The sequence below is a fragment of the Chelativorans sp. J32 genome, from assembly GCF_000518985.1.
GTDB lineage: Bacteria > Pseudomonadota > Alphaproteobacteria > Rhizobiales > Rhizobiaceae > Chelativorans.
Genome location: NZ_JAEQ01000010.1, coordinates 33940 through 54196 on the forward strand (window position 1 = coordinate 33940; position 20257 = coordinate 54196).

General features: G+C 64.0%; 24 protein-coding genes and 1 pseudogene. 15 read left to right on the forward strand and 10 right to left on the reverse strand.

Features of this window, described 5'->3' with window-relative positions; genetic code table 11:
• Positions 1-15: 15 nt before the first annotated feature.
• The 3 genes from CHEJ32_RS0113940 (at position 16) to CHEJ32_RS0113950 (ending at position 2633) form a co-directional block, all read left to right on the forward strand.
• Positions 16-951 (forward strand): DUF2493 domain-containing protein, encoded by a 936-nt coding sequence (locus CHEJ32_RS0113940; protein WP_012092619.1) that lies wholly within the window; start codon positions 16-18, stop codon positions 949-951.
• Between the two features lie 160 nt (positions 952-1111).
• Entirely contained in the window at positions 1112-1528 is a 417-nt protein-coding gene (locus CHEJ32_RS0113945) for a hypothetical protein (protein WP_012092620.1), read from the forward strand.
• Between the two features lie 703 nt (positions 1529-2231).
• Complete coding sequence (locus CHEJ32_RS0113950) at positions 2232-2633, forward strand: single-stranded DNA-binding protein (protein WP_012092621.1); 402 nt, start codon at positions 2232-2234, stop codon at positions 2631-2633.
• A gap of 422 nt (positions 2634-3055) precedes the next feature.
• Here CHEJ32_RS0113950 and CHEJ32_RS24865 read toward each other — a convergent pair whose 3' ends face one another.
• The 9 genes and pseudogenes from CHEJ32_RS24865 to CHEJ32_RS0113995 all read right to left on the reverse strand — a co-directional run bounded on the left by CHEJ32_RS24865 (position 3056) and on the right by CHEJ32_RS0113995 (position 11737).
• The gene (locus tag CHEJ32_RS24865) at positions 3056-4168 is read right to left on the reverse strand and encodes a sensor histidine kinase (protein WP_245261106.1); all 1113 of its coding nucleotides are present in this window, start codon (positions 4166-4168) and stop codon (positions 3056-3058) included.
• Positions 4119-5620 (reverse strand): annotated as a pseudogene (locus CHEJ32_RS24870) (ATPase domain-containing protein). Before CHEJ32_RS24870 ends, CHEJ32_RS24865 begins: the two are co-directional and overlap by 50 nt.
• 131 nt (positions 5621-5751) lie before the next feature.
• Positions 5752-7596: an ATP-dependent zinc metalloprotease FtsH gene (ftsH, locus tag CHEJ32_RS0113965; RefSeq protein ID WP_186441447.1), complete on the reverse strand. Its 1845-nt coding sequence runs from the start codon at positions 7594-7596 to the stop codon at positions 5752-5754.
• A gap of 15 nt (positions 7597-7611) precedes the next feature.
• Positions 7612-8991: a DegQ family serine endoprotease gene (locus CHEJ32_RS0113970; protein WP_028034385.1), complete on the reverse strand. Its 1380-nt coding sequence runs from the start codon at positions 8989-8991 to the stop codon at positions 7612-7614.
• Positions 8992-9094: 103 nt separating this feature from the next.
• Positions 9095-9460, reverse strand: coding sequence for an SPW repeat protein (locus CHEJ32_RS0113975; RefSeq protein WP_028034386.1), 366 nt, complete (start codon positions 9458-9460; stop codon positions 9095-9097).
• Between the two features lie 32 nt (positions 9461-9492).
• Entirely contained in the window at positions 9493-9813 is a 321-nt protein-coding gene (locus tag CHEJ32_RS0113980; protein WP_028034387.1) for a DNA-directed RNA polymerase subunit omega, read from the reverse strand.
• Positions 9814-9822: 9 nt separating this feature from the next.
• Positions 9823-10581, reverse strand: coding sequence for an ETC complex I subunit (locus tag CHEJ32_RS0113985; protein ID WP_028034388.1), 759 nt, complete (start codon positions 10579-10581; stop codon positions 9823-9825).
• Between the two features lie 72 nt (positions 10582-10653).
• On the reverse strand, positions 10654-11163 hold the full coding sequence (locus CHEJ32_RS0113990) for an Hsp20/alpha crystallin family protein (protein ID WP_028034389.1): 510 nt from the start codon (positions 11161-11163) through the stop codon (positions 10654-10656).
• A gap of 97 nt (positions 11164-11260) precedes the next feature.
• Positions 11261-11737, reverse strand: coding sequence for an Hsp20 family protein (locus CHEJ32_RS0113995; RefSeq protein ID WP_028034390.1), 477 nt, complete (start codon positions 11735-11737; stop codon positions 11261-11263).
• Positions 11738-12833: 1096 nt separating this feature from the next.
• Here CHEJ32_RS0113995 and CHEJ32_RS0114000 point away from each other — a divergent pair.
• On the forward strand, positions 12834-13880 hold the full coding sequence (locus tag CHEJ32_RS0114000) for an IS110 family transposase (protein ID WP_028034391.1): 1047 nt from the start codon (positions 12834-12836) through the stop codon (positions 13878-13880).
• Between the two features lie 201 nt (positions 13881-14081).
• On the opposite strand, the gene CHEJ32_RS0114005 is transcribed toward CHEJ32_RS0114000, so the two are convergent.
• A complete protein-coding gene (locus tag CHEJ32_RS0114005) occupies positions 14082-14300 on the reverse strand; it encodes a helix-turn-helix domain-containing protein (RefSeq protein WP_028034392.1) in 219 nt (72 codons plus the stop codon).
• A gap of 155 nt (positions 14301-14455) precedes the next feature.
• On the opposite strand from CHEJ32_RS0114005, the gene CHEJ32_RS0114010 reads away from it, so the two are divergent.
• From CHEJ32_RS0114010 to CHEJ32_RS0114055, 11 genes are all read left to right on the forward strand, one after another.
• Positions 14456-14707, forward strand: a complete 252-nt coding sequence (locus tag CHEJ32_RS0114010; protein WP_012092622.1) for a helix-turn-helix transcriptional regulator — start codon at positions 14456-14458, stop codon at positions 14705-14707.
• Positions 14708-14800: 93 nt separating this feature from the next.
• Entirely contained in the window at positions 14801-15079 is a 279-nt protein-coding gene (locus CHEJ32_RS0114015; RefSeq protein ID WP_012092623.1) for a DNA -binding domain-containing protein, read from the forward strand.
• A gap of 112 nt (positions 15080-15191) precedes the next feature.
• On the forward strand, positions 15192-15488 hold the full coding sequence (locus CHEJ32_RS27750) for a transcriptional regulator domain-containing protein (RefSeq protein ID WP_012092624.1): 297 nt from the start codon (positions 15192-15194) through the stop codon (positions 15486-15488).
• A complete protein-coding gene (locus CHEJ32_RS26790; protein WP_034658490.1) occupies positions 15454-15963 on the forward strand; it encodes a DUF2285 domain-containing protein in 510 nt (169 codons plus the stop codon). Before CHEJ32_RS27750 ends, CHEJ32_RS26790 begins: the two co-directional genes overlap by 35 nt.
• Positions 15964-16102: 139 nt before the next feature.
• Positions 16103-16384 (forward strand): AlpA family transcriptional regulator, encoded by a 282-nt coding sequence (locus tag CHEJ32_RS0114025; protein WP_012092626.1) that lies wholly within the window; start codon positions 16103-16105, stop codon positions 16382-16384.
• 18 nt (positions 16385-16402) lie between these two features.
• Positions 16403-17578, forward strand: a complete 1176-nt coding sequence (locus CHEJ32_RS0114030) for a replication initiator protein A (protein ID WP_028034395.1) — start codon at positions 16403-16405, stop codon at positions 17576-17578.
• Entirely contained in the window at positions 17575-18228 is a 654-nt protein-coding gene (parA, locus tag CHEJ32_RS0114035; protein WP_012092628.1) for a ParA family partition ATPase, read from the forward strand. The genes CHEJ32_RS0114030 and parA overlap by 4 nt, the downstream gene beginning before the upstream one ends.
• On the forward strand, positions 18225-18968 hold the full coding sequence (locus CHEJ32_RS0114040) for a site-specific DNA-methyltransferase (RefSeq protein ID WP_012092629.1): 744 nt from the start codon (positions 18225-18227) through the stop codon (positions 18966-18968). Before parA ends, CHEJ32_RS0114040 begins: the two co-directional genes overlap by 4 nt.
• The gene (locus CHEJ32_RS0114045; RefSeq protein ID WP_012092630.1) at positions 18965-19219 is read left to right on the forward strand and encodes a hypothetical protein; all 255 of its coding nucleotides are present in this window, start codon (positions 18965-18967) and stop codon (positions 19217-19219) included. The genes CHEJ32_RS0114040 and CHEJ32_RS0114045 overlap by 4 nt, the downstream gene beginning before the upstream one ends.
• Positions 19216-19701, forward strand: a complete 486-nt coding sequence (locus CHEJ32_RS0114050; protein WP_012092631.1) for a DUF2840 domain-containing protein — start codon at positions 19216-19218, stop codon at positions 19699-19701. The genes CHEJ32_RS0114045 and CHEJ32_RS0114050 overlap by 4 nt, the downstream gene beginning before the upstream one ends.
• On the forward strand, positions 19698-20243 hold the full coding sequence (locus CHEJ32_RS0114055; RefSeq protein WP_012092632.1) for a S26 family signal peptidase: 546 nt from the start codon (positions 19698-19700) through the stop codon (positions 20241-20243). Before CHEJ32_RS0114050 ends, CHEJ32_RS0114055 begins: the two co-directional genes overlap by 4 nt.
• Positions 20244-20257 lie beyond the last annotated feature (14 nt).

Consider the following 20257-nt stretch of genomic DNA (forward strand, 5'->3'; position numbering starts at 1 on the left):
CGAAGGACGCTCCCGATGACGAACGAAACCTATTCCGCAGGCGACGAGCCGGTCCACACCTCCTCCCAGACCGATCACACCCTCACCGAACTCCAGCTCTACGGCTGGCGCCCGTTCCAGGACGAACCCGATCCGAGGCCGCTGCCCGAGGGCAACACCGTCGCCGCCGCCGTCACCGACATCTTCGACGCCCTCGTCGCGACGCTCGGCGACACCCGCTTAGAGCCCGACCTCGAAGAGCTGCTCTGGGGGACCGTCAATCTCTTCCACCGCGCCACCGGCCGGGTGGAGCGCGATCTCGACGACAACGAGCAGGCGCAGCGCCGGCTTCAGCGGGAACAGGACGGCAGCGAGGTCAAGTCGGTCGAACTCGAACGCCTCACGGCCGAGGGGCAGACCCTGATCGAACGGCGCGCCAGCATGGAACTCTTCCGCGACCTCGCGGCCGAGGCTTTCGAGCACCACACCGGCAGTGCCTGGCGGCCGCGCAGCGGCTCGATGGTCAACCATCGCAACCTGACCGCCGCGATGATCGACAGCCGCGACTTCCTTGCCGCGAAGCGCCGGGCCGAGACCGAGGTGATGCTGCCCGCCGGCCCGAAGGTTGCCGTGACTGGCGGCGCGGACTTCAACGATCACCGCCTGATCTGGGCGAAGCTCGATCAGGTCCATGCCAAGCACCCCGAGATGGTGCTGCTGCACGGCGGGTCGCCGAAGGGAGCCGAACTGATCGCTTCCCGTTGGGCAGATCACCGCAAGGTGCCCCAGGTCGCCTTCCGGCCCGACTGGACCAAGCACGCCAAGGCGGCGCCGTTCAAGCGAAACGATGCCATGCTGGACGTGCTGCCGGTCGGCGTCCTCGTCTTCCCCGGCACCGGGATTCAGGAGAATCTCGCCGACAAGGCCCGCAAGCTCGGCATCCCGGTCATGAAGTTCGACGGCGGCGCGTAAGCGCCGCCGCCTGGCGGCTTTCGGCCGCCGATACTTGACAAGATGCAAGGCCGCGCCTTTGATGGAACATCCTTGCAGAACCGGCGAAGCAGCATAGTCGCAGGCGGAGCGCATCTCCCGGCAGCCTGTCGTGATCCCCAACCGTTCTCTGGAGGTTTCCATGACGCTGATCCTGCTCGCCATCTCGCTCACCATCGCGGCCTGCGTGATCGCCTGGAATCTCGCGATCTATGCCTTGCCCGTCATGGCAGCCATCACGGCCGCGCAATATGCCTGGGGCGCGGGCGCCGGGGTCGTGATGTCCGGCCTCATGGCCATCGGCGCCGCCGTGCTCTCGATCGCGCTTGTGATCGTGACTCTTGGCTTCGCGAAGAACCCGGCCCTGCGGCTCATTGCGCTCGCTCTCTTCGCCGTGCCCGCCGTCATCGCCGGCTATGCCCTTGTCTATGGCATCACCAAGAACGCCATCGACTCGGGGCTGGTTCTCAACCTGTTCGGCGGCATGGGCGGTCTCGTCCTCGGCATCTCGGCCATCGTCAATCTGAACGCCCTCGGCGAGTCGGTGTTCTCGCGCTGAAACGGCAGACGCGATCAGCCACTTCTGAGGAAGGCCGGCAGCTTGCGCCGCCGAGCCCCGGTCGTTTCGCCCAAGACGGAAAAGCAGTTCGTCGCAGCATGTCACCATCGCACCCGGTCTGCTTCTCGCGGCGCTTGAAATGGTCTGCGGTGCGAACCGTGGTCCCGTGCGGTCGATGCCCCGCTGCATCGGTCCACGTCGTTTCGTGGGGCCTTCGCGAACACCTTCCTTGTCCCTTCACGATGCTGAGGGACCGAGCCTTTGGCCGATGAAGCAGGGCGGCGCCATACCGGACCTGAGAACCCGATAGCCTGTCCGATCACATCGCGGATGACATGGCCTTCCGGCGGCGGACACGACGGTGACCGGCAAAGACGGTTGAAGGAGTGCCATGCCGGTGGTCTCGGTTCGCATGGGGGCCTGCCTGGTCGCTGTCGCCAGCAAGGACGATGGTTCTGCTGTGCGTCCCCGATCTGCTTTCGAAAGCACCATCCCTCCGCCTGACTGATCCCCTAAGTCCGTTCGGCTTCCACCAGCAACCCCCGCGGCTCCCAGCCGTGTTGCCGCGCAAACGCGGCTGCCCGCCCCACCTGGGGCCTTGGGGGCAAGCTGCAGCAAGGGCGGCAGTTGCAGGAGTCTTCCGACGGCCTTGGCCGGGTCTCGTCGGAGGGACGGTCCCTCCGAGGAGCAACGGAGACCTACAATGCAGAACATCGTCATCCTCGCCGGCAACATCGGCCAGGCCCCCGAAACCCGCACCACCCAGGGCGGCACCGGCATCACCCACTTCACCCTGGCCACCTCGCGCCCCCGCTATTCGGAAGGCCGCGTCCTGCGCGACGAGAACGGCTATCGGGTCCAGGACACCGAATGGCACCGCATCACCTGCTTCAACGGCCTCGGCAAGACGGTCCAGCAGCATTGCGACAAGGGCATGAAGGTTCTGGTTCGCGGCCGCATCCACTACACGAAATGGACCGATGCCGCCGGGGTCGATCGCTACGGCTGCGAGATCATCGCCGAGACGGTCGATTTCCTGAGCCGGGCGAAGCAGACCCAGAACGACGACGGCAAGTTCATCGACGACGATGACATTCCGTTCTGATCGGGAACCCGAGGCCCGGCGGCGCAAGCCGCCGGGTTTCCCTCCTGCTTCACCGGATCGCGCCCGCCGCTTCTGGCAAGGTCCGGCGACCGAATCAGACGGGCATGGACGGGAGCGTCGTCTCTCTATCCTTGATAATTGCACCTGAATTTCGGCTGGTGCTCACAGCGAGAACGACTATTATAGATGGGGTATTCGGTCGCTCCCGGATGGCAGCTTCGAGCCTTGGTCAGTCGTTCCCGCCACGCTTCACGAATGACCGCATTGTGCCCCCTCCTGACCGTTGTGGACGTCTTTGCCGCTTCCTGTAAGCAGACATGTAGAAACCACGAGCAATGAGGCTTCTTGCGGCACAGAGCAGATGCTCAGGCATACTCGTCTCCTGCGGAAGCGGGCGGTCTATCCGAGCCAACGGAATGATCCTACGCCCCGAGAGGTCCGACCGCAGGTATCCTGGCCGGGACTCCGGCGATGCCAGCCGAAGGCTGTTGCTCCAGAGACAGGGTCAGGCCGAACTCCAATCCAGACGGCTGAAAATCAAAGGAAAAGCCTGCTCCCTTGCGACTACCCAGCATACGCTGGATCAGCTTGGTTCCGAAGCCTTGCCGGCCAGGCTGCGTTACGGAAGGACCGTCGCGCTCGACCCAGCGCAGAGCGAGTTCCAGTTCGGTGTCGTCTGCTCGTATTTCCCAGTTGACCTCGAGCCGACCGGCTGGGGTCGACAGGGCGCCATATTTGGCGGCGTTCGTCGCTAACTCGTGAAACGCCATCCCAAGCGCCAGGGCGAGATCGGGCGGCAATTCCACTTCCGGGCCTTCGAGCTGAATACGCATGCCGTCGCCGAACGGACTGAGCTCGCCCCGCAGAATCTCCCTGAGCGGCACGGCCTGCCAATCACCAGCAAGCAGCAGGTCGTGGGTCTGGGCCAGCGACTGGAGGCGCGCCGAGAGGATGTCCCGGAACTCGGCGACGCTGCCCACGGCGGTCGTCGGCGCCCGGATCAGCGCCTGCACGGTGGCGAGCATGTTTTTAACACGGTGATGCAGCTCGCGGATCAGGATTTCCTTGTGCTCCTCAGAGCGCCGGCGTTCGTCCAGGTAAAGCTCGGCCTCGCGCTGGCGCCGGCGCGCCCGCGCCGCCGAGCGCACGGCATTGACCAGCACGTTGGGGTGGAACGGCCGCTCGAGGATGGTGACGTTGCCGAGCAGCTCGACCAGGCGCGGATCGGGGGCCGCACCGCGGAAGGTGAGGAGGACGAAGGGGAAGTCGGACCACGGCGGCTGCGAGTTGATCCATGCCGCCAATTCCTGCCGGTCCGCGCGGAGGAGCCCTTCCGCCGAGACCACAGCACAGCTGGCCTCCGGCAGGTGTTCGATGAGTTCCGGGATAACCCGGACGGCGCGCGAGGTAATGCCCACGTTGCGCAAGATAGCGGAGGCTACCTCTGCATCGCGGCCCTCGGGCGTGAGAAGCAGGACGCGCCCGCTATCCGGCGGCATCGCGTTGCCTGATGAGTGTCTGGTCGTCGCCTTCATATGCCGGGACGCCGGTTAGCACCCGCGGAACGTGGTCAGCGCCTCGCCTACCCGGATGCCGCCGGCGTCGATCATGAACTCGCGGATGGTGCTTTCATGCGGACCGGTGCGCTTCTTGATCGCCGAGGCGGCGCGCCGAATGCGGCCGCCGGCCTCGAAGAAGCGCAGCATCAGCACGGCGTCGCTAAGATAGGTCAGGTCGAGCGGCGAATGCATCTGCCCTACCATGCCGCTCTGCGCGAGGATAAGGATGCTCACCACGCCCTGTTGGTTGAGATAGGTCGCCAGCTCGTGCATCTGCAGCAGCAGGAACTGCTCCTCGGGCATCGCGTTCATGTATCCGCTGAGGGAGTCGATCACGACCACCCGGGCGTCGTGTCCCTCGACCGCGTTGCGGATCCTGCCGACGAGTTCGCCCGGCGACAGCTCCGCAGGGTCCACGTGCTCCGCCACAAGCGCGCCGGCGTCGTGGAAGGGCTGGAGGTCCATTCCGAGGCCGGCCGCCCTGCGGAAGAAGACGTGCCGCGTCTCGTCGAAATTGACGAAAAGGGCATGCTCGCCGCGCTTCAGCGCAGCGTAAGCGAATGCGAGCGCCAGCGACGACTTGCCCGAACCGGAGGGGCCGGCGATCAGCGTCGTAGTGCCGCGGTCTAGTCCGCCGCCGAGCAACGCGTCGAGCTCCGGCAGTGCGCTGGAGGCGGGTTCCGAGTCGAAGGCGCGCTGGTGCTCCTGGGCGACGAGGCGAGGAAACACTTGCACCCCGCCGCGCCGAATGATGAGGTCGTGATACCCGCCGCGGAAATGCGTTCCACGCATTTTGATGACCCGGACACGCCGCCGCTCCACACCATAGATGGGCGCCAGTTGCTCCAGCCGGATGATGGCGTGGGCCAAGCTGTGAAGATTGAGGTCGTCAGGTCCGGCCGCGAGATCGTCGAGCAGGAGAACTGTCGTATTATGGAGCAGGAAGAAATTCTTCAGCGCCAGCACCTGCCGCCGGTAGCGCAGGGAGCCCTGTGACAACAGGCGGATTTCCGAGAGGCTGTCGAAGACCACGCGGGTGGGCTTGACCCGCTCGGCCTCTGCCAGGACCATGCGCACCGTCTCCCCGAGTTCCAGCTCGGAGGAATGGATCAGTGTCTGCTGGTTGCTCGGATCGAGGCTCAGTTCGGGCGGGATGAGCTCGTAGATTTCGAGGCCGGAGAGATCCCAGCCGTGTCGCTCGGCTACGGCCAGCAGCTCACGCTTGCTTTCGGATAGCGTGATGTAAAGACACCTTTCGCTGCTGCGCAGGCCTTCGAGCAGAAACTGGATGCCGATCGTGGTCTTTCCGGAACCTGGCTGACCCTCGATGAGGTGAGCACGGTTGGCGGCATAGCCACCTGCCAGGATGTCGTCCAGGCCCGGCACGCCAGTAGGCACGATGACTGCGTCCCCAGACAATACGCTCATTCAAACCCTTAGCAACTGTCGTGAAATAGTTGATATTGGGGCGTGAAAGCTGGTGCAAGCACCAAGCTTGCAAGCTCTCGAAGCTGCGGCAAGTCGTCGCGATGCAGGTTTGGCAGATCCACGCTACGTCCTCAGCCGGATGGAACCACCTCACGCGCCGGCGCATCAACGTCGACCAGCGCGCGGAGTTCCGCTTCGTCAAGCGTCTCCTTTTCCAGTAGACGGCGGGCAGTTCGTTCCAGCAAATCGCGGCGTTCGGAAAGCAGCGCGACGGTCCTGTCGAACGTCTCGTCGACGATCCGGCGTACCTCCGCGTCCACCGCGGCGGCCGTTTCATCGGAATAGCTGCGTTCCTGTGGACCGTAATAGGGCTGGTCGGTGGCCAGGAAGGAGCGCCGGTCCTTCTCCAGCGCGATATGGCCGAGCTTCTCGGACATGCCATAGCGCGTGACGATAGCTCGGGCGATGTCGGTGACCTTCGCCAGATCGTCTGCGGCTCCGGTTGAGAGGTGGCCGAAGGCAATCTTCTCCGCCGCGCGACCACCAAGAAGTACCGCCATCTTGTTTTGCAGTTCTTCAAGAGTCATCAGGAATCGGTCCTCGGTCGGCCTCTGGATGGTGTAGCCCAGCGCGCCGATGCCGCGCGGGATGATCGAGACCTTGTGGACCGGATCGACGCCCGGCAGCGCCATCGCCACCAGGGCATGCCCCATCTCGTGATAGGCCACGATCTCGCGTTCCTTCGGGTTGAGCAGCCGGTTGCGCTTCTCGAGCCCGGCCACGATGCGCTCCACCGCATTGTTGAAATCTTCCATTGTCACGGATTCCGCCTTGCGGCGGGTGGCGAGCAACGTGGCCTCGTTAACGAGGTTGGCGAGGTCCGCTCCCGTGAATCCGGGAGTTAGTGCCGCGATTTTCTCCGGCTCGACGTCCGGCGAGAGCTTGGCCTTCTTCAGATGGACACTCAGGATCTGGACGCGACCCTGCTTGTCGGGCCGGTCGACCAAAACCTGACGGTCGAAGCGGCCGGCGCGTAGCAGCGCCGGGTCGAGGATTTCCGGCCGGTTGGTCGCGGCCAACAGCACGAGACCAGTGGAGGAGTCGAAACCGTCGAGCTCGACGAGCAACTGGTTGAGCGTCTGCTCTTTCTCGTCGTGGCCGCCCGCCATCGGGCCGATGCCGCGGGCGCGGCCGAGCGCGTCGAGCTCGTCGATGAAGATGATGGCCGGCGCCTTGGCGCGCGCCTGCTCGAACAGGTCGCGCACGCGAGCGGCGCCAACGCCGACGAACATCTCCACGAACTCCGATCCGGAGATGGAGAAGAATGGCACGCCGGCCTCTCCCGCGACGGCCTTGGCGAGCAGGGTCTTGCCGGTGCCGGGCGGGCCGACGAGCAAAACGCCTTTGGGCATCCGCCCTCCAAGGCGGCCATAGCCTTGGGGATCCTTCAGGAAATCGACGATCTCTTTCAGCTCTTCCTTGGCCTCGTCCACGCCGGCCACGTCCTTGAAGGTGACGCCGGTGTCGGACTGCACGTAGATTTTCGCCTTCGACTTTCCGATCTGCATCAGCCCGCCGCCGATGCCGCCGCCCATGCGCCGGATCATGAACATCCAGATGCCGACGATGAGGGCCACTGGGATGATCCAGGACAGAAGATCGCGAAGGAAAGTGCTTTCGATCTGGCCGGTGACCACCACGCCGTGCTCCTGAAGCTGACGCGCCAGATCGGGCTCGACGCGGGTGGTGATGAACATCGGCCGTCCATTCACCGGCTCCCTGAAGGTGCCTTGGATGAAGCGGTCGGAAACAGCGACCTCGGCGATCCGGCCCTGTTCGAGATAGGTCTGGAACTGGCTGTAGGGGATCTGCGCCACCTGCGTGGCCGTTGTGAAGAGATACTGAAACAGCATCAGCGCGAAGAAGGCCGCGATCCAGTACCCGATGTTGAACTGGGTTTTCTTGTTCATTTCCATGGTCGCAGCTCCCGTTCACCTCACGACTAGCAGGAGACGGCCGCCGTCGCGGATCAGCTCCAGCGCCAGTATGGTGCGCTGGCCCGCAATCGCGCCGCGCAAATCCGCCACGGAAGAGACCGGCGACCTGTTGACCGCCACGATCATGTCTCCGGGACGCAGGCCAGCCCGTGCTGCGGGGCTGTCGGGCAGAATGCTCTCGATGACTACACCGTCGGCTCCGGCCTGCTGCGCCTCGGGCGGGGAAGCATCCCGCATCCGGGCGCCATCGAGCGGCGTGCCGGACAGATCGGCCGACGTGCCGGTCTCCGCGGCGATCTTGGCGCTGACGACCTGCTCGCTGTCCCCGCGTCTGATCGTCAGGCCGATCGTGCTGCCGACCGGGGTGAGGCCGATGCGGTTCCTGAGGTCCGTCGCTCCCTGAACGGGATGCCCGTCGATCGCGGTGACCACGTCTCCCACCTGCAAGCCGGCCCGCTCGGCTGGCGAGCCGGGCTCGACATTGGCGATCACAGCCCCTCGCAGCTCGCCGAGCTGGAGCGCCTCCGCGAGATCGGGTGTGAGGTCTTGTATGCCGATGCCCAGCCTGCCGCGCCGCACCTCGCCGTGCTCGATCAACTGGTTCATGACGGAAACCGCCATGTTGCTGGGCACCGCGAATCCGATACCGATGTTGCCGCCTGCTGGGGTGAGGATCGCCGTGTTGATGCCGATGAGCCTGCCGTCCAGCGTCACCAGGGCGCCGCCCGAGTTTCCGGGATTGATGGAGGCATCGGTCTGGATGAAATCCTCATAGCCGTCATTGCTGATGCCGCTGCGGCCAAGCGCGCTGACGATGCCGGAGGTGACCGTCTGGCCGAGGCCGAAGGGATTGCCGATGGCGACCACATAGTCGCCGACCTTGAGGCGGTTGGAATCGCCGATCTCCAGCGCGACGAGATTGCTGCTCTCGACCTTGAGGAGAGCGATGTCCGTCGCCTGGTCCGAACCGACAAGCTCGGCGCGCAGGCGACGCCCGTCCTTCAGCGTGACCGTGATCTCGCGGGCGTTGGAAACCACGTGATGGTTGGTGAGCACATGGCCATTGGCCGCGTCGACGATCACGCCGGAACCGGCGCTCATGCGCTGCCGCGGGGGCGGCGCTTCGGGAAGATCGAAGAAACGTCGGAAGTACGGATCGTTGTAAAGCGGATTGGATGCCGCGGGCGTCTCCGAGACGACCGAGATGTTGACCACGGCTGGCGTCACCCGTTCGAGCACGGGGGCAAGGGTGGGAAGCGCTCCCGCAACGCCCGGCACGGCCTGCCCAATGGCCGCGGACGGCAGTCCCGCGAAGGCGAGGGCCGCGCAGAATGTGATGATGGCCGGACGCAGGGTTATGACACTCCTGAACATGAGCGATCTCCGTTTTTGACCAGTCGGCTGATGTCCTCCTTTCCGCCTGAGGTCAGACGGAGAGTGCGAATAGGCCCGGCGCACGGCCGGGCCATTTTTGACGTCAAGCTGTCGAATATGGCTGGTTGCTGCCGAGCCACAGGCTGACTGCGGCCAGGGCCGCGGCGATGAGGCCGGCAATGACATGCGCCGCCATCGCGGCCGTCACGGCCGAGAAGCCCAATGCCCAAGGCGCGATCACGGCCCAAAGGCCGAGCGCAACGTTGGCCCATCCCTCTACCTGATGGAACGCGAAGAGCGCGGCGACCCCGATCAGCGTCACGGCGGCGCCGACGACCCAGGCATTCCACGCGGCATAGGTTTCGGCCGAATAGCCGAGATACCAAGGTGACAGCAGAAGACCGAGACCGGCGACGATATTGACGATATCGAAAGCGGTCCGGTTGTCGGAGTTCAGAGACTTTAGCATCGTTCATTCCTCACTGTCGGTTGGTTGCGTCATCAATGAACCGTCTCCCGCTGACGGGAGGCGGGTGCGGCAGCGGCGCTTCCGCAACCGCCGCCGCGAAGCCTGGAACCCGGACCGGGAGGAGGAAGAGAACGCCTTCCGCCCGGATCGAGCAGAAACGGTGCAAGCTCGTTGCGCGTAAACACGCCGGCTGCAATCTCATGCAGCGCAAGATCGGTCACACTGCCATTGTCCGCATCGAGCCTTGGCTCAGCGCCCCGGCCGAGCGCCCGGGTGCGCGCGGCGGCGGCAAGCGTCAGTGCAAACCTGTTCGGCAAAGCCTTCTGGCAATCGAAGACGACATGCGGGTCCATCGCTGCACCTCACGCTGCCTTTCGTGCGCCTGAATCATTCCGATCGGCCGCAACTCCTCGTTCGAGTGCGAGCAGCGCCTGTTCGACCTCGTCGAGGCGCGATGGCCGGTTGTTTTCAGGCATGCCCTCGTTGGTGGCCTGGTCGATCAGATACTCCGTCAAGGCCCAGTTCATAAGGATCGAACGCTTGGCCTCCAGCGTCAGCGTTGGATCATCGACCACGCCCATGGGCGTTGCCCAGCTTTCCGGACCAGGCGGATCGTTGCGGTTCGCCGCGCTATCGAGCGCGCGCCCATAGCTTTCCTGAAGAGCCGAAAGGCCGAGCCGGTCCAAGGTCGCGTCGGAGAAGGCGTGCATCCGCCTTCCGTCATGCACAGGCGCTTCATCGGCTGGCCGGCGGTCTGCAGCAATCTGTGCGTCCGGAGCTTGGACCACATAGGTCAGTCCCTGCCGTTCGGCGTAGTTGATCGCGGTTTCCAATGACGGAAAACTGAGCTCGACCTGGGTCAGCGTATCGTCGCCGCCCGTATAGCCCATAAGCGGCTCGATAAAAGGCGCGGTGCGCCGCTCGAAGGCGAGGCGCCAGCCCTTCGTGCGCGCCTTGCCGGAGGACATTACCGAGCGGGATGGTTTGTAGATGCGCGCGACCGCGTCCTCCGGAAAAAATGAACTTGCCATCGAAAGAGGCCTGTGCCGGTTGTCGTTGCACGGCCAACTCGGCGGAACCTGCGTTTTCGGCGTTTGCTCTATCTGTCCTACAATCTCCATCGTTCATCCCTCCCTGGTTGGCGAAGGATGCGCCGGCGGCGGCCGAATGGCCCGCCGCCGGCCTGCCATGCGTCAGCTCTTGATAGCGATGCGCTTGACCCGCGACTGCGCCTTCTCGCTCTTTGGTAAGGTCACCGTCAGCACACCATTCCTGAAACGTGCATCGACCTTGTCTTCCTGGAGCTCGTAGCCGAGCGGGATACGGCGCTCGAAACGGCCATAGAAGCGCTCGGAGAACTGCCTGTCCTTGTCCTCCGTCTCGGAGCGCTTTTCGCCACGCAGTGTCAGCACGCCGTCGTTGAGCAGGACTTCGATGTCCTCCTCCTCGAGCCCCGGCACCTCGGCCGTCACCTTGATCTCCTTCTCGCCGTCGGAGATTTCGACGTTTGGCCAACTCCCGCCGAAAGCGGAGACACCACCGAAGGATGGCAGGCTGGAACCGAAGCCACGGAAGACATCATCGAACAGCCGGTTCACCTCACGATGCAGCGACAGGAACGGATCACGCTCGCCATCGCGGAAGAGGCTCGGGGGCTGGTTTCCGTTGTTTCGGCCCCACGGAATCAGATCACGAACACTCATTGTTTTTCTCCTTCCGGTTCACTGGATTGCAAAGCTTCCCCGTCGGCGCCGAACGGATTGCCCGGCGCCGGGTGCGCGAGTTGCGATGGGGACGGCCTTAGGCGGCCTGCTTTTCGGCTTCGATCTGCTTGGTCTCGACCTTGGGGAGCGACTCGCCCGCCGCGATCTCGATCCGGCGCGGCTTCATCTCTTCGGGAACCTCGCGCTTGAGATCTATCTTCAGTAGACCGTTGACGAGGCTCGCGCCCACGACCTTTACATGGTCGGCCAGCTCGAAGCGGCGCTGGAAAGCGCGTCCGGCGATGCCGCGATGCAGATACTGACCGTTGTCCTCACCAGCCTTCTGACCGGACACCATGAGCATGTTCTGCTCCTGCGTGATGGTCAGCTCGTCCTGGCTGAAGCCGGCCACCGCCATGGTGATGCGGTAGTCGTCCTCGCCAGTCTTGGCGATGTCATAGGGAGGCCAGTTGTCGATGGTCTCGACGCGGCTCGCGGCTTCGAGCGCGCTCAGCATTCGGTCGAAGCCGATGCTTGACCGGAACAGGGGAGTGAAATCGAAAGTGGTTCTCATAGCCACATCCTCCTTTGAGCAACATGGATACAAGTCCTTTGTCGCCGACTGCTCTCTCGCATTCACACGACATGCCGGCCCCGAATGGGCATCCGGCAGAAGACGATTTAGTTCAGTTGATTGGTTGTTCAAGAGCCCTGCAGGCGCCCCGCTTGAAATGGGCAGCCGAGGTTTTGTCTGTGTCAGGGGCATACAGCAGGCCTGCTTCCCCGGCCTATCCAGAAGTAGCCGATCTGCCTACGCCCCGAACACGTCATTCGGCCATCAACGTGCCAATGACCGCTCATTCCGCTTTGCTTCCGTCCCTCAGCAAAGCGACGTTTTGTCTTCATCCGTGTGCGCTGGTCGAACCATTTCACTCTTCTCTCCAAACCAATCTTGAATACTTCTGACACGTTAGCAGCGCGTTTCGATGACGCGTGGAACCGTGCACCAGCAAGCCGTGCCCTCGCACCACAGAACTTTGCGGGAACGGAATTTGGCATGCTTTGTTTCGTATCATGACGAGAAGGGATACGGATGCAGATGAGACGGGACACGAATTTTGAGGTGTCGCGCGCAATTGGCGCGGGCATCGGAGAGAGATTACCCGACAGCTGCAAAGGCATCCCGCCTTTGCATTGCCTACCGGATCCGAAGACATGTTCCGGCACCTACTCGAAAAGCTCGATCACGTTGCAGGCGGCGATGCCATGAGGTCATTTGCATCCCGTTCCGGCGCGCAGCCACAGTAATGCTGCGAGCCGGAACGACCTCCCCCAGCCGCTCGGCCGATTCTGGCGCGAGCAACTCCAGATGCAACGAGAATATCTCTGCGCCATACATTCGCTCGGGGACAGACGCTTCCAAGGATGATTTTCCCCCCAGGTGTGACGATCCTGGATCTACCTTGCAAGCAAGTGCCCGGGTATCCCCATGAACGAAGATCTCAGCGCGTGGCAGTGGCCGTGACGTCAGGAACTCCGGAGCCGCTTGCAGCCGGCGCTATCGTTCCAGCGAACATGCCAGGAACGACTGAAATAGTCGTAGTTTACAAAACCGTCCGAAGATTGGTTATGAGAACTGCCGGTCCTTGATTCGAAGAAGGGGATTCGGAATGTCTCAAAGCTATTATATCGGGCTGGATGTCTCGGCCCGCAGTGTCAATCTCTGCGTCGTCGATCACGATGGCAACGTGGTGCATGAACGCAAGCTTTTCTCCGATCCGGAAGAGATCGCTCAGCATATCCTGTCACTTCAGTTTCCGATCGTCCGCGTCGGTCTCGAGGCGGGGATGTTGTCACAGCATATCTATGGGTCGTTGGCGGAAGCCAACATTCCGGTTGTCTGCGTCGAAACCCGACACATGAAAGCAGCGCTGGCGGCGCAACTCAACAAGACAGACCGGCACGATGCGCGCGGGATTGCGCAGATGATGCGCGTCGGACTGTTCAAGCCGGTGCATGTGAAAACGCCCAACAGCCAGCGTCTCCGCACCATCCTCACCGCGCGGCAACTCCTGCGGAACAAGCTGCAGGACGTCGAAAACGAAATCCGCGGCCTCATCCGAAACTTCGGCTATCACCTCGGCAAGGTGACTGCTCGCGACTTCGAGTCTCGGGTGCGCGAGTTGATCGCTGACACGGACCTGCACACCGTGGCCGACGCTTTGCTGCTGGCGCGGCGCGGGTTGCGAGAGCAATTTGGCCGGTTGGATGACATGCTTGTCCGGTTAGCCCGCCAGGATGAAGTGACACGCCGGTTCATGACCGTTCCCGGCGTCGGTCCTCTTGTCGCACTGACGTTCCGGGCGACGGTCGATGTTCCGGCCCGCTTCACGCGCTCACGCACTGTCGGCGCCCACTTTGGACTGACACCACGCAAGCTACAATCCGGCGAAGTCGATCGCAACGGACGGATATCGAGATGGGGCGATGAGATGATGCGAAGCCTCCTCTATGAGGCCGCGCAAGTGCTGCTGACGCGCGTGAAACGGTGGTCGGCGCTCAAGGCATGGGGTGCACAGATCTCGCGACGCCGAGGCCACAAGAAGGCAATCATCGCGTTGGCGCGGAAAATCGCTGTGATCCTCCATCGCATGTGGATCGACGGAACGGAATTCAACTGGGGCCAGCGGCCGGAAGGCGCAACTCCATCGGCATAAAGATTCGATCGGGTTGCTGCTCGATCGAGGCACTTCCCGTGAGGGGACGGGGAACGGCGAGCGCGCAAATACGACTTGACCGCCAAGGCCGATGCCGAGGTGATGTCGCAATTTAGATTGTCCCGCCGGTTCCTCTGATCCCATCCTGTGGCGGTCTTGTACCGACCACGAAGAGAAGCATGATCCTCGCGGGTGTGCCGCTCAAACCTCGTCGTCGGGCTCGACCAGATCGACGTGGCTGACGCCGAGGGCCTGGGCGAGTTCATACAGCGTAATCACGGTCGGATTCCTCCGCCCACGTTCGAGGCTGCTGAGATATTGCTGGCTGAAGCCGGAACGTGCTTCGACCTCTTCCTGAGTCAGGCCCTTCTCCCGACGCAGGCGGGCGAAGTTCCGGCCGACCAGTTTGCGCATGTCCATGCGCAGGAAGATCGCGATTTACATACTATGAGTTTATCAACTATAGTATGTAAAATGTCCGCTCGAGAGTGACGGGTCTCTCGCTACTGGGTTGGTCCGAATAGAGAAGTCGTAGTTCTGGAGTGCGTGCGTATCCCGGTGGGAGGTGATCATGTATGATCACCGCTCGCCAATCTCGGGCTGCGCGCGCGTTACTGGGATGGACACAGGAGACGCTCGCCGACAAGGCCCAGGTCGCATTGACCGCACTCAAACGCCTCGAATCCCAAAGCGGGCTCGAGGTGTTCGAGTCCACCCGCGACCAGGTGCGCCGCGCTCTCGAAGCGGCCGGGATCGTTTTCTTGTCGACGGATAAGGGCGAGGGCGTGTTGCTGCAACACGATACGGTCAACACCGACAAACGGTGAAACAGCGGCCAGCGTGATGTCAGGTTCTCGTCAAAAGGAATGGCTATCTTCCGCCGAAGATGGTTAACAAATACGTTACCCGAACGTGAGCGAATGATGGGCCGCGCGACACAGACATATCTCGACACACCACCGTCCAGCCAGACGCTGACGTCTTATGATCGCGAGCATATGAAACTCTACATGCGCCTTCTCGATGCCGAGCGTGATGGCGCCGATTGGCGCGAAGCTGTGCAGGTTCTCTTTGGCCTCGATCCAGAGTGCGATCCCGACCGCTGCCGCTCCATCCATGATACTCATCTCGCTCGCGCGCATTGGATGACCGAACACGGCTACCGCGAACTGGTCCGCGAAAGCCAGCGCAATTCCTGACGCGTGATGCGTGCCGCGCATCACCTGTTGACCATCGCCTGACTTCCTCAATTCAACGCGTGCGGGAATCCTGACCCTTCTCAATTCGTTTGAGTAGACCCGGGAGGCCGCGATGACCCCTGACGCATCGACTTGGCGTTCGTCGGCGCAATACGACCATCTGGATGAACTGACGGCATCCGATCTGGCCTGGGAATGGCTGCGCCGCAATGACGATTATGACGCAGATTTTGAAGCCTCAATTGCCGACCATGGAGACCCCCAACCGCTGACCGAACGGATCCGGCAGCGCTGGGGGTTGCGATTTCCCTGTCGATCCGCTGGTCCCGCCACCCGATGCGCCGGTCTTCTGGCTCCCAGCGGAGGACACAAGTGTGGTGGTGCTGACCGAAGCCCCTTCGGAACTTGACGACAGCACTGACGGCGCTCCGCCGAACTGGCGCCTCGACTTCTCGGTCGAGAACGCTGGCGCGGAGTTCCATGTCCCGCTTGGCAATGGGCGGAAGCTCCAGATCTTCGACGGCGCCATTATGGGGGACGCGATCGCGGTCGCCGTCGTCCCTCTCAGCCTCGCCGGTTTCGACCGGATCGAGGCCATTCAACGCTTCCTTTCGGCCCTGCATGGTCGCGCGATCCCGCCGGATACGCGCCTGACACGCCAGCAACGCGCGCGCCTCCGACGGATGCTGCGGGCCTTCGATGGCCATCGGGCCGGCGCGACGCAGCAGGAGATCGCGCGGGTTCTTCTGAACACCGGCCGGCTTGAGCGGGACGAATGGCAGGCGTCCTCGGCCCGTCATGCCATCAAGGCATTCCTGCGCGACGCCCGTTCCATGGTCGCCGGCGGTTATCGGAAACTCCTGCGTCATCGCCGCCCACGATAACGCGATCCTTTGCCCTGATGGTGGGCGATTTCGATACCCCCCAACTTCGCCCTGCAACTCGCCGCTCTTCCTGCGCCACCGTGGTCATTGCCCGCCGCTGATCCGCAGCGGCCGCTTGCAACCCCACGGAGGCCCGATCATGCCACATGAACCCGTCGTCCTGCCGCCGCGTTTTCTACGGACCAAGGAGGCCGCGACCTTTCTCAGCCTCTCGGCCCGGACCCTCGAAAAGCACCGCACCTACGGAACCGGGCCAGCCTATCGCAAGCTTGGCGGCCGTGTGGTCTATGCCATCGACGATCTTGAGGCCTGGACCGAGCGCGGCGCGGTGACCTCCACCTCCGATCCGCGCGGCTCCGTGCTGCCCGCCAAGCGTCATGCGTTTCCGTCCGGCCCGCAGGCCGGTCGTTACGCCCGCTGATCGCAGCCGGTTCCCTTCATGACGGTGCGACGCCGATCCCTTTCTGAGCGCGGGCAGCTCGACCTGTTCCGGGCGCTCCCCGGCGATTTCGCGCCACGAGACGCGCAGGATCTCATGGCCTATCCCTTCTTCTCCCTCGCCAAGTCGAAGCGCATCGCGCCCATCGACTTCGCCGCCGGCAATGTCTCCATCCGGGTCGAGGCTGTTCCCGATCACGGCATGGCCACGATCTGGGACGCCGATATTCTGATCTGGGCGGCGAGCCAGATCGTCGAAGCCCGCGACAGCGGCCTTCGCACCTCCCGGCTGATGGCCGCCACGCCCTACGAGATTCTCACCTATGTCGGGCGCGGCACCGGCTTGCGCGACTATCAGCGCCTGAAGGCGGCGCTCGACCGGCTGCAATCGACCACGATTTCCACCTCGATCCGCCAGCCGGTCGAAGGGCGCCGGCATCGCTTCTCCTGGATCAACGAATGGCAGGAACGCACCGACCATAGCGGCAGACCCGATGGCATCGAGATGATCGTGCCGGACTGGTTCTACCAGGCCGTCCTCGACGATGCGCTCGTGCTGACCATCGACCGGACCTATTTCGATCTCACCGGCGGCCTCGACCGCTGGCTCTACCGCCTGGTGCGCAAGCACGGCGGCCGCCAGCGCGATGGCTGGCGGTTCGATTTCCGTCACCTTCACCAGAAATCCGGCAGCCTGTCGCCGTTCAAGCGCTTCGCCTTCGAGTTGCGCGACATCATCCGGCGCCAGCCGCTGCCGGGCTATTCGCTGTTTCTCGAGGCCGAGGTCGGCGGGCGAATGCAGCTGGCCTTCGAGCCGCTCGCGCCCTGTGGAAAACCTGTGGATGGCCTCGTGCTATCGGGAACCCGGACTATCGTGCTATCGGGAACCGGAGGCTCGTGCTATCAGGAACCGAAACCGGGCTTAACACCCGGAACCCATTCAGGAAATCGCGCCCTTAACTTAGAGTCTAACAAAGAGTCTAACTTTGAAGAGCGCGCGCGCGATGTGGAAAACCTCATCCGCGACACCGCCAGAAGCCTTGGTAGAGCCGCTAAGAAGAGGGCATCCGACGCCCCGGCATCGCCTCGACCGGCATCTGATCGAGGCGCAACCGAGGCTCCTGAATCTGCAGAAAGACCCCGCCTGCCTCTCGATCTGCCGGGGGGGTGCAAATGATCATCGCGCTCCTCAACCAGAAGGGCGGTGTCGGCAAGACGACGCTGGCGCTGCATCTTGCCGGTGAACTGGCTCAGGGTGGCAAGCGCGTCACCCTGATCGACGCCGATCCGCAAGGCTCCGCCCTCGACTGGTCGCAACAACGCGCGCGTGAGGGCCTGCCACGCGCCTTCGGCACCGTTGGCCTGGCCCGCGACACGCTGCATCGCGAAGCGCCCGAACTCGCCCGCGATGTCGATCGCATCGTCATCGACGGGCCACCGCGCGTCGCCGGCCTCATGCGCTCCGCGCTGCTCGCCGCCGATCTCGTGCTGATCCCGGTGCAGCCATCGCCGTTCGACGGCTGGGCTTCGGCGGAGATGCTCGCCCTCCTGGCGGAGGCGCGCATCTACCGGCCCCAGCTCGTTGCCCGCTTCGTGCTCAACCGCTGCGGTGCCCGCACCGTCATCGCCCGCGAGACCGCCGAGACGCTGGCGGACCACGATCCTCCCGTGCTCACCAGCGCCATCGGCCAGCGCGTCGTCTTCGCCGACGCCGCGCAGACCGGGCGGCTCGTCCGCGAGATCGGGCGCCGATCACCCGCCGCGCGCGAGATTGCCGCCCTGGCCGCCGAGATCGGCCTGCTGGGGATCGGGAGGGTATCGGCATGACGATCCTTACCGGCGACTGCCGCGAAGAAATGCCCTGGCACGCACCCTACGACATGATCATCGCCGATCCGCCCTATGGCGACACTTCGCTCGCCTGGGATCGGCGCGTCGAGGGCTGGGTCGTGCTGGCGCGCGCCGCCCTCAGGCCGACCGGCTCGCTCTGGGTCTTCGGCTCGCTGCGCAGCTTCATGGCGACCGCCGACCGCTTCACTGACGCCGGCTTGCGGATCGCGCAGGAGATCGTCTGGGAAAAGCAGAACGGCACCGGCTTTCATGCCGACCGCTTCAAGCGGGTGCATGAACTGGCCGTCCAGTTCTATCCCGCCGAGACCGCTTGGCGTGACATCTACAACGACGTCCAGACCACGCCCGACGCGACGGCCCGCACGGTGCGGCGCAAGCAGCGCCCGCCCCATACCGGCCAGATCGACGCCGGCCATTATGTCAGCCATGACGGCGGGCCGCGCCTCATGCGCTCGGTCATCTACCTGCGCAACTGCCACGGCCGCGCCATCCATCCGACCGAAAAGCCGTCGGCGCTCCTGGAGATCCTGATCCGCACGAGCTGCCCCGAAGGCGGCCTGGTCGGCGACTGGTTCGCCGGTTCCGGCGCGGCCGGGGAAGCCTGCCGGCTTTCCGGCCGGCGCTATCTCGGCTGCGAGATCGACCCCGACATGGCCGAGTGCGCGCGGGCGCGCATCGCCACCGTGCTGCCATTCCATGACGGAATTTCGTCATGACGGCGCGCACCGAGAAGCGCTGCTTCGCTACGCGCCCGGCCGATCCCGATAGCTGGATCAAGGCCGGCGACGCGCCGCCAAAGCGCACGGATACCGCCGACGCCTATTCGGCGCGGCTGACCGTGGACATCACGCCGGCGCTGCGCGGCCGCATCAAGATCGCGGCCTTCCAGCGCGGCATCACCGTCGCCGACATGCTGCGCGACCTGCTGGCGCGCGAGTTTCCCGACATAGGGGGAGACCGCCCATGATCGGCATCGACGCCCATGACGGCGATCTGACCCGCGCGGAACTGACCTGGGTGGAAGGCAAGACCGAATACTGGATCAGATTCGGCCATGCGACTGGTGAGCAGATCCTCGATCGCAACCGGCGTGTTGTATTCTTCCATCCCGGCACGGTGTTTGCGTTCGTCCGCTGGGCGGCGAACGACCACGGCACGATCATTTCGCGCCTCGACATCCTGCGCGCGGTTGCGCCGGGCCAGTCCTATCAGACGCTGCCCTTCGTCCGTCCAGGCGGCGAAATCCTGCTGAAGATCGAAGGCTGGCCGAAGGTCGAGGCTGTCCTTCGCCATGTCGACGGGATCGAGGCCATAGGTGTCGATCCGGCCCAAGTCGATCCCGATCATTGGCGGCACGTCTCCCACTGGATAAACGCAGGCGAAGCGCCGCGTCCCTACACCGCGGAGCGTCATCAGGCATGGCTCTGGCGGCGGGAGATCGCCCCATGACGCGCTTTCGCTATGTCATGGTGACGACGGTTGCCACGCTCGGGATCGCCTTTGCCGGATTCGTTCCGACTGCGCCAAGGCTGGTCTGGAACGCATCGGCCAGCGTGCCGATCGGGTTCTATACTGTCGCACCCGACGACCGGATCGCGGTGCCCGATCTGGTCGCCGTCATCCCACCCGAACCCTTCGCCTCGTTTATGGTCGAGCGCGGCTACGTCGCACGCGACGTGCCGCTTCTGAAGCACGTTCTCGGCCTGCCCGGACAGCGCCTGTGCCGCGATGGCCGCGCCATTATCGTCGACGGCGTTCCGCTCGGCGAGGCGCGCGACCACGACAGCTTCGGCCGAGACCTGCCGGTCTGGCAGGGCTGTCGCGTCATCGCCGAGGGCGAAGTGTTCCTGATGAACCCGGACGTCGGCGACAGCCTCGACGGCCGCTATTTCGGCCCGTTCCCCGCCTCGGCGGTGATCGGCCACGCGATCCCGCTTTTCACCGACGAAGACGGCGAGGGCCGCTTTGTCTGGCGCGCGCCGATGCGGTGACAGCGCGTCCAGAG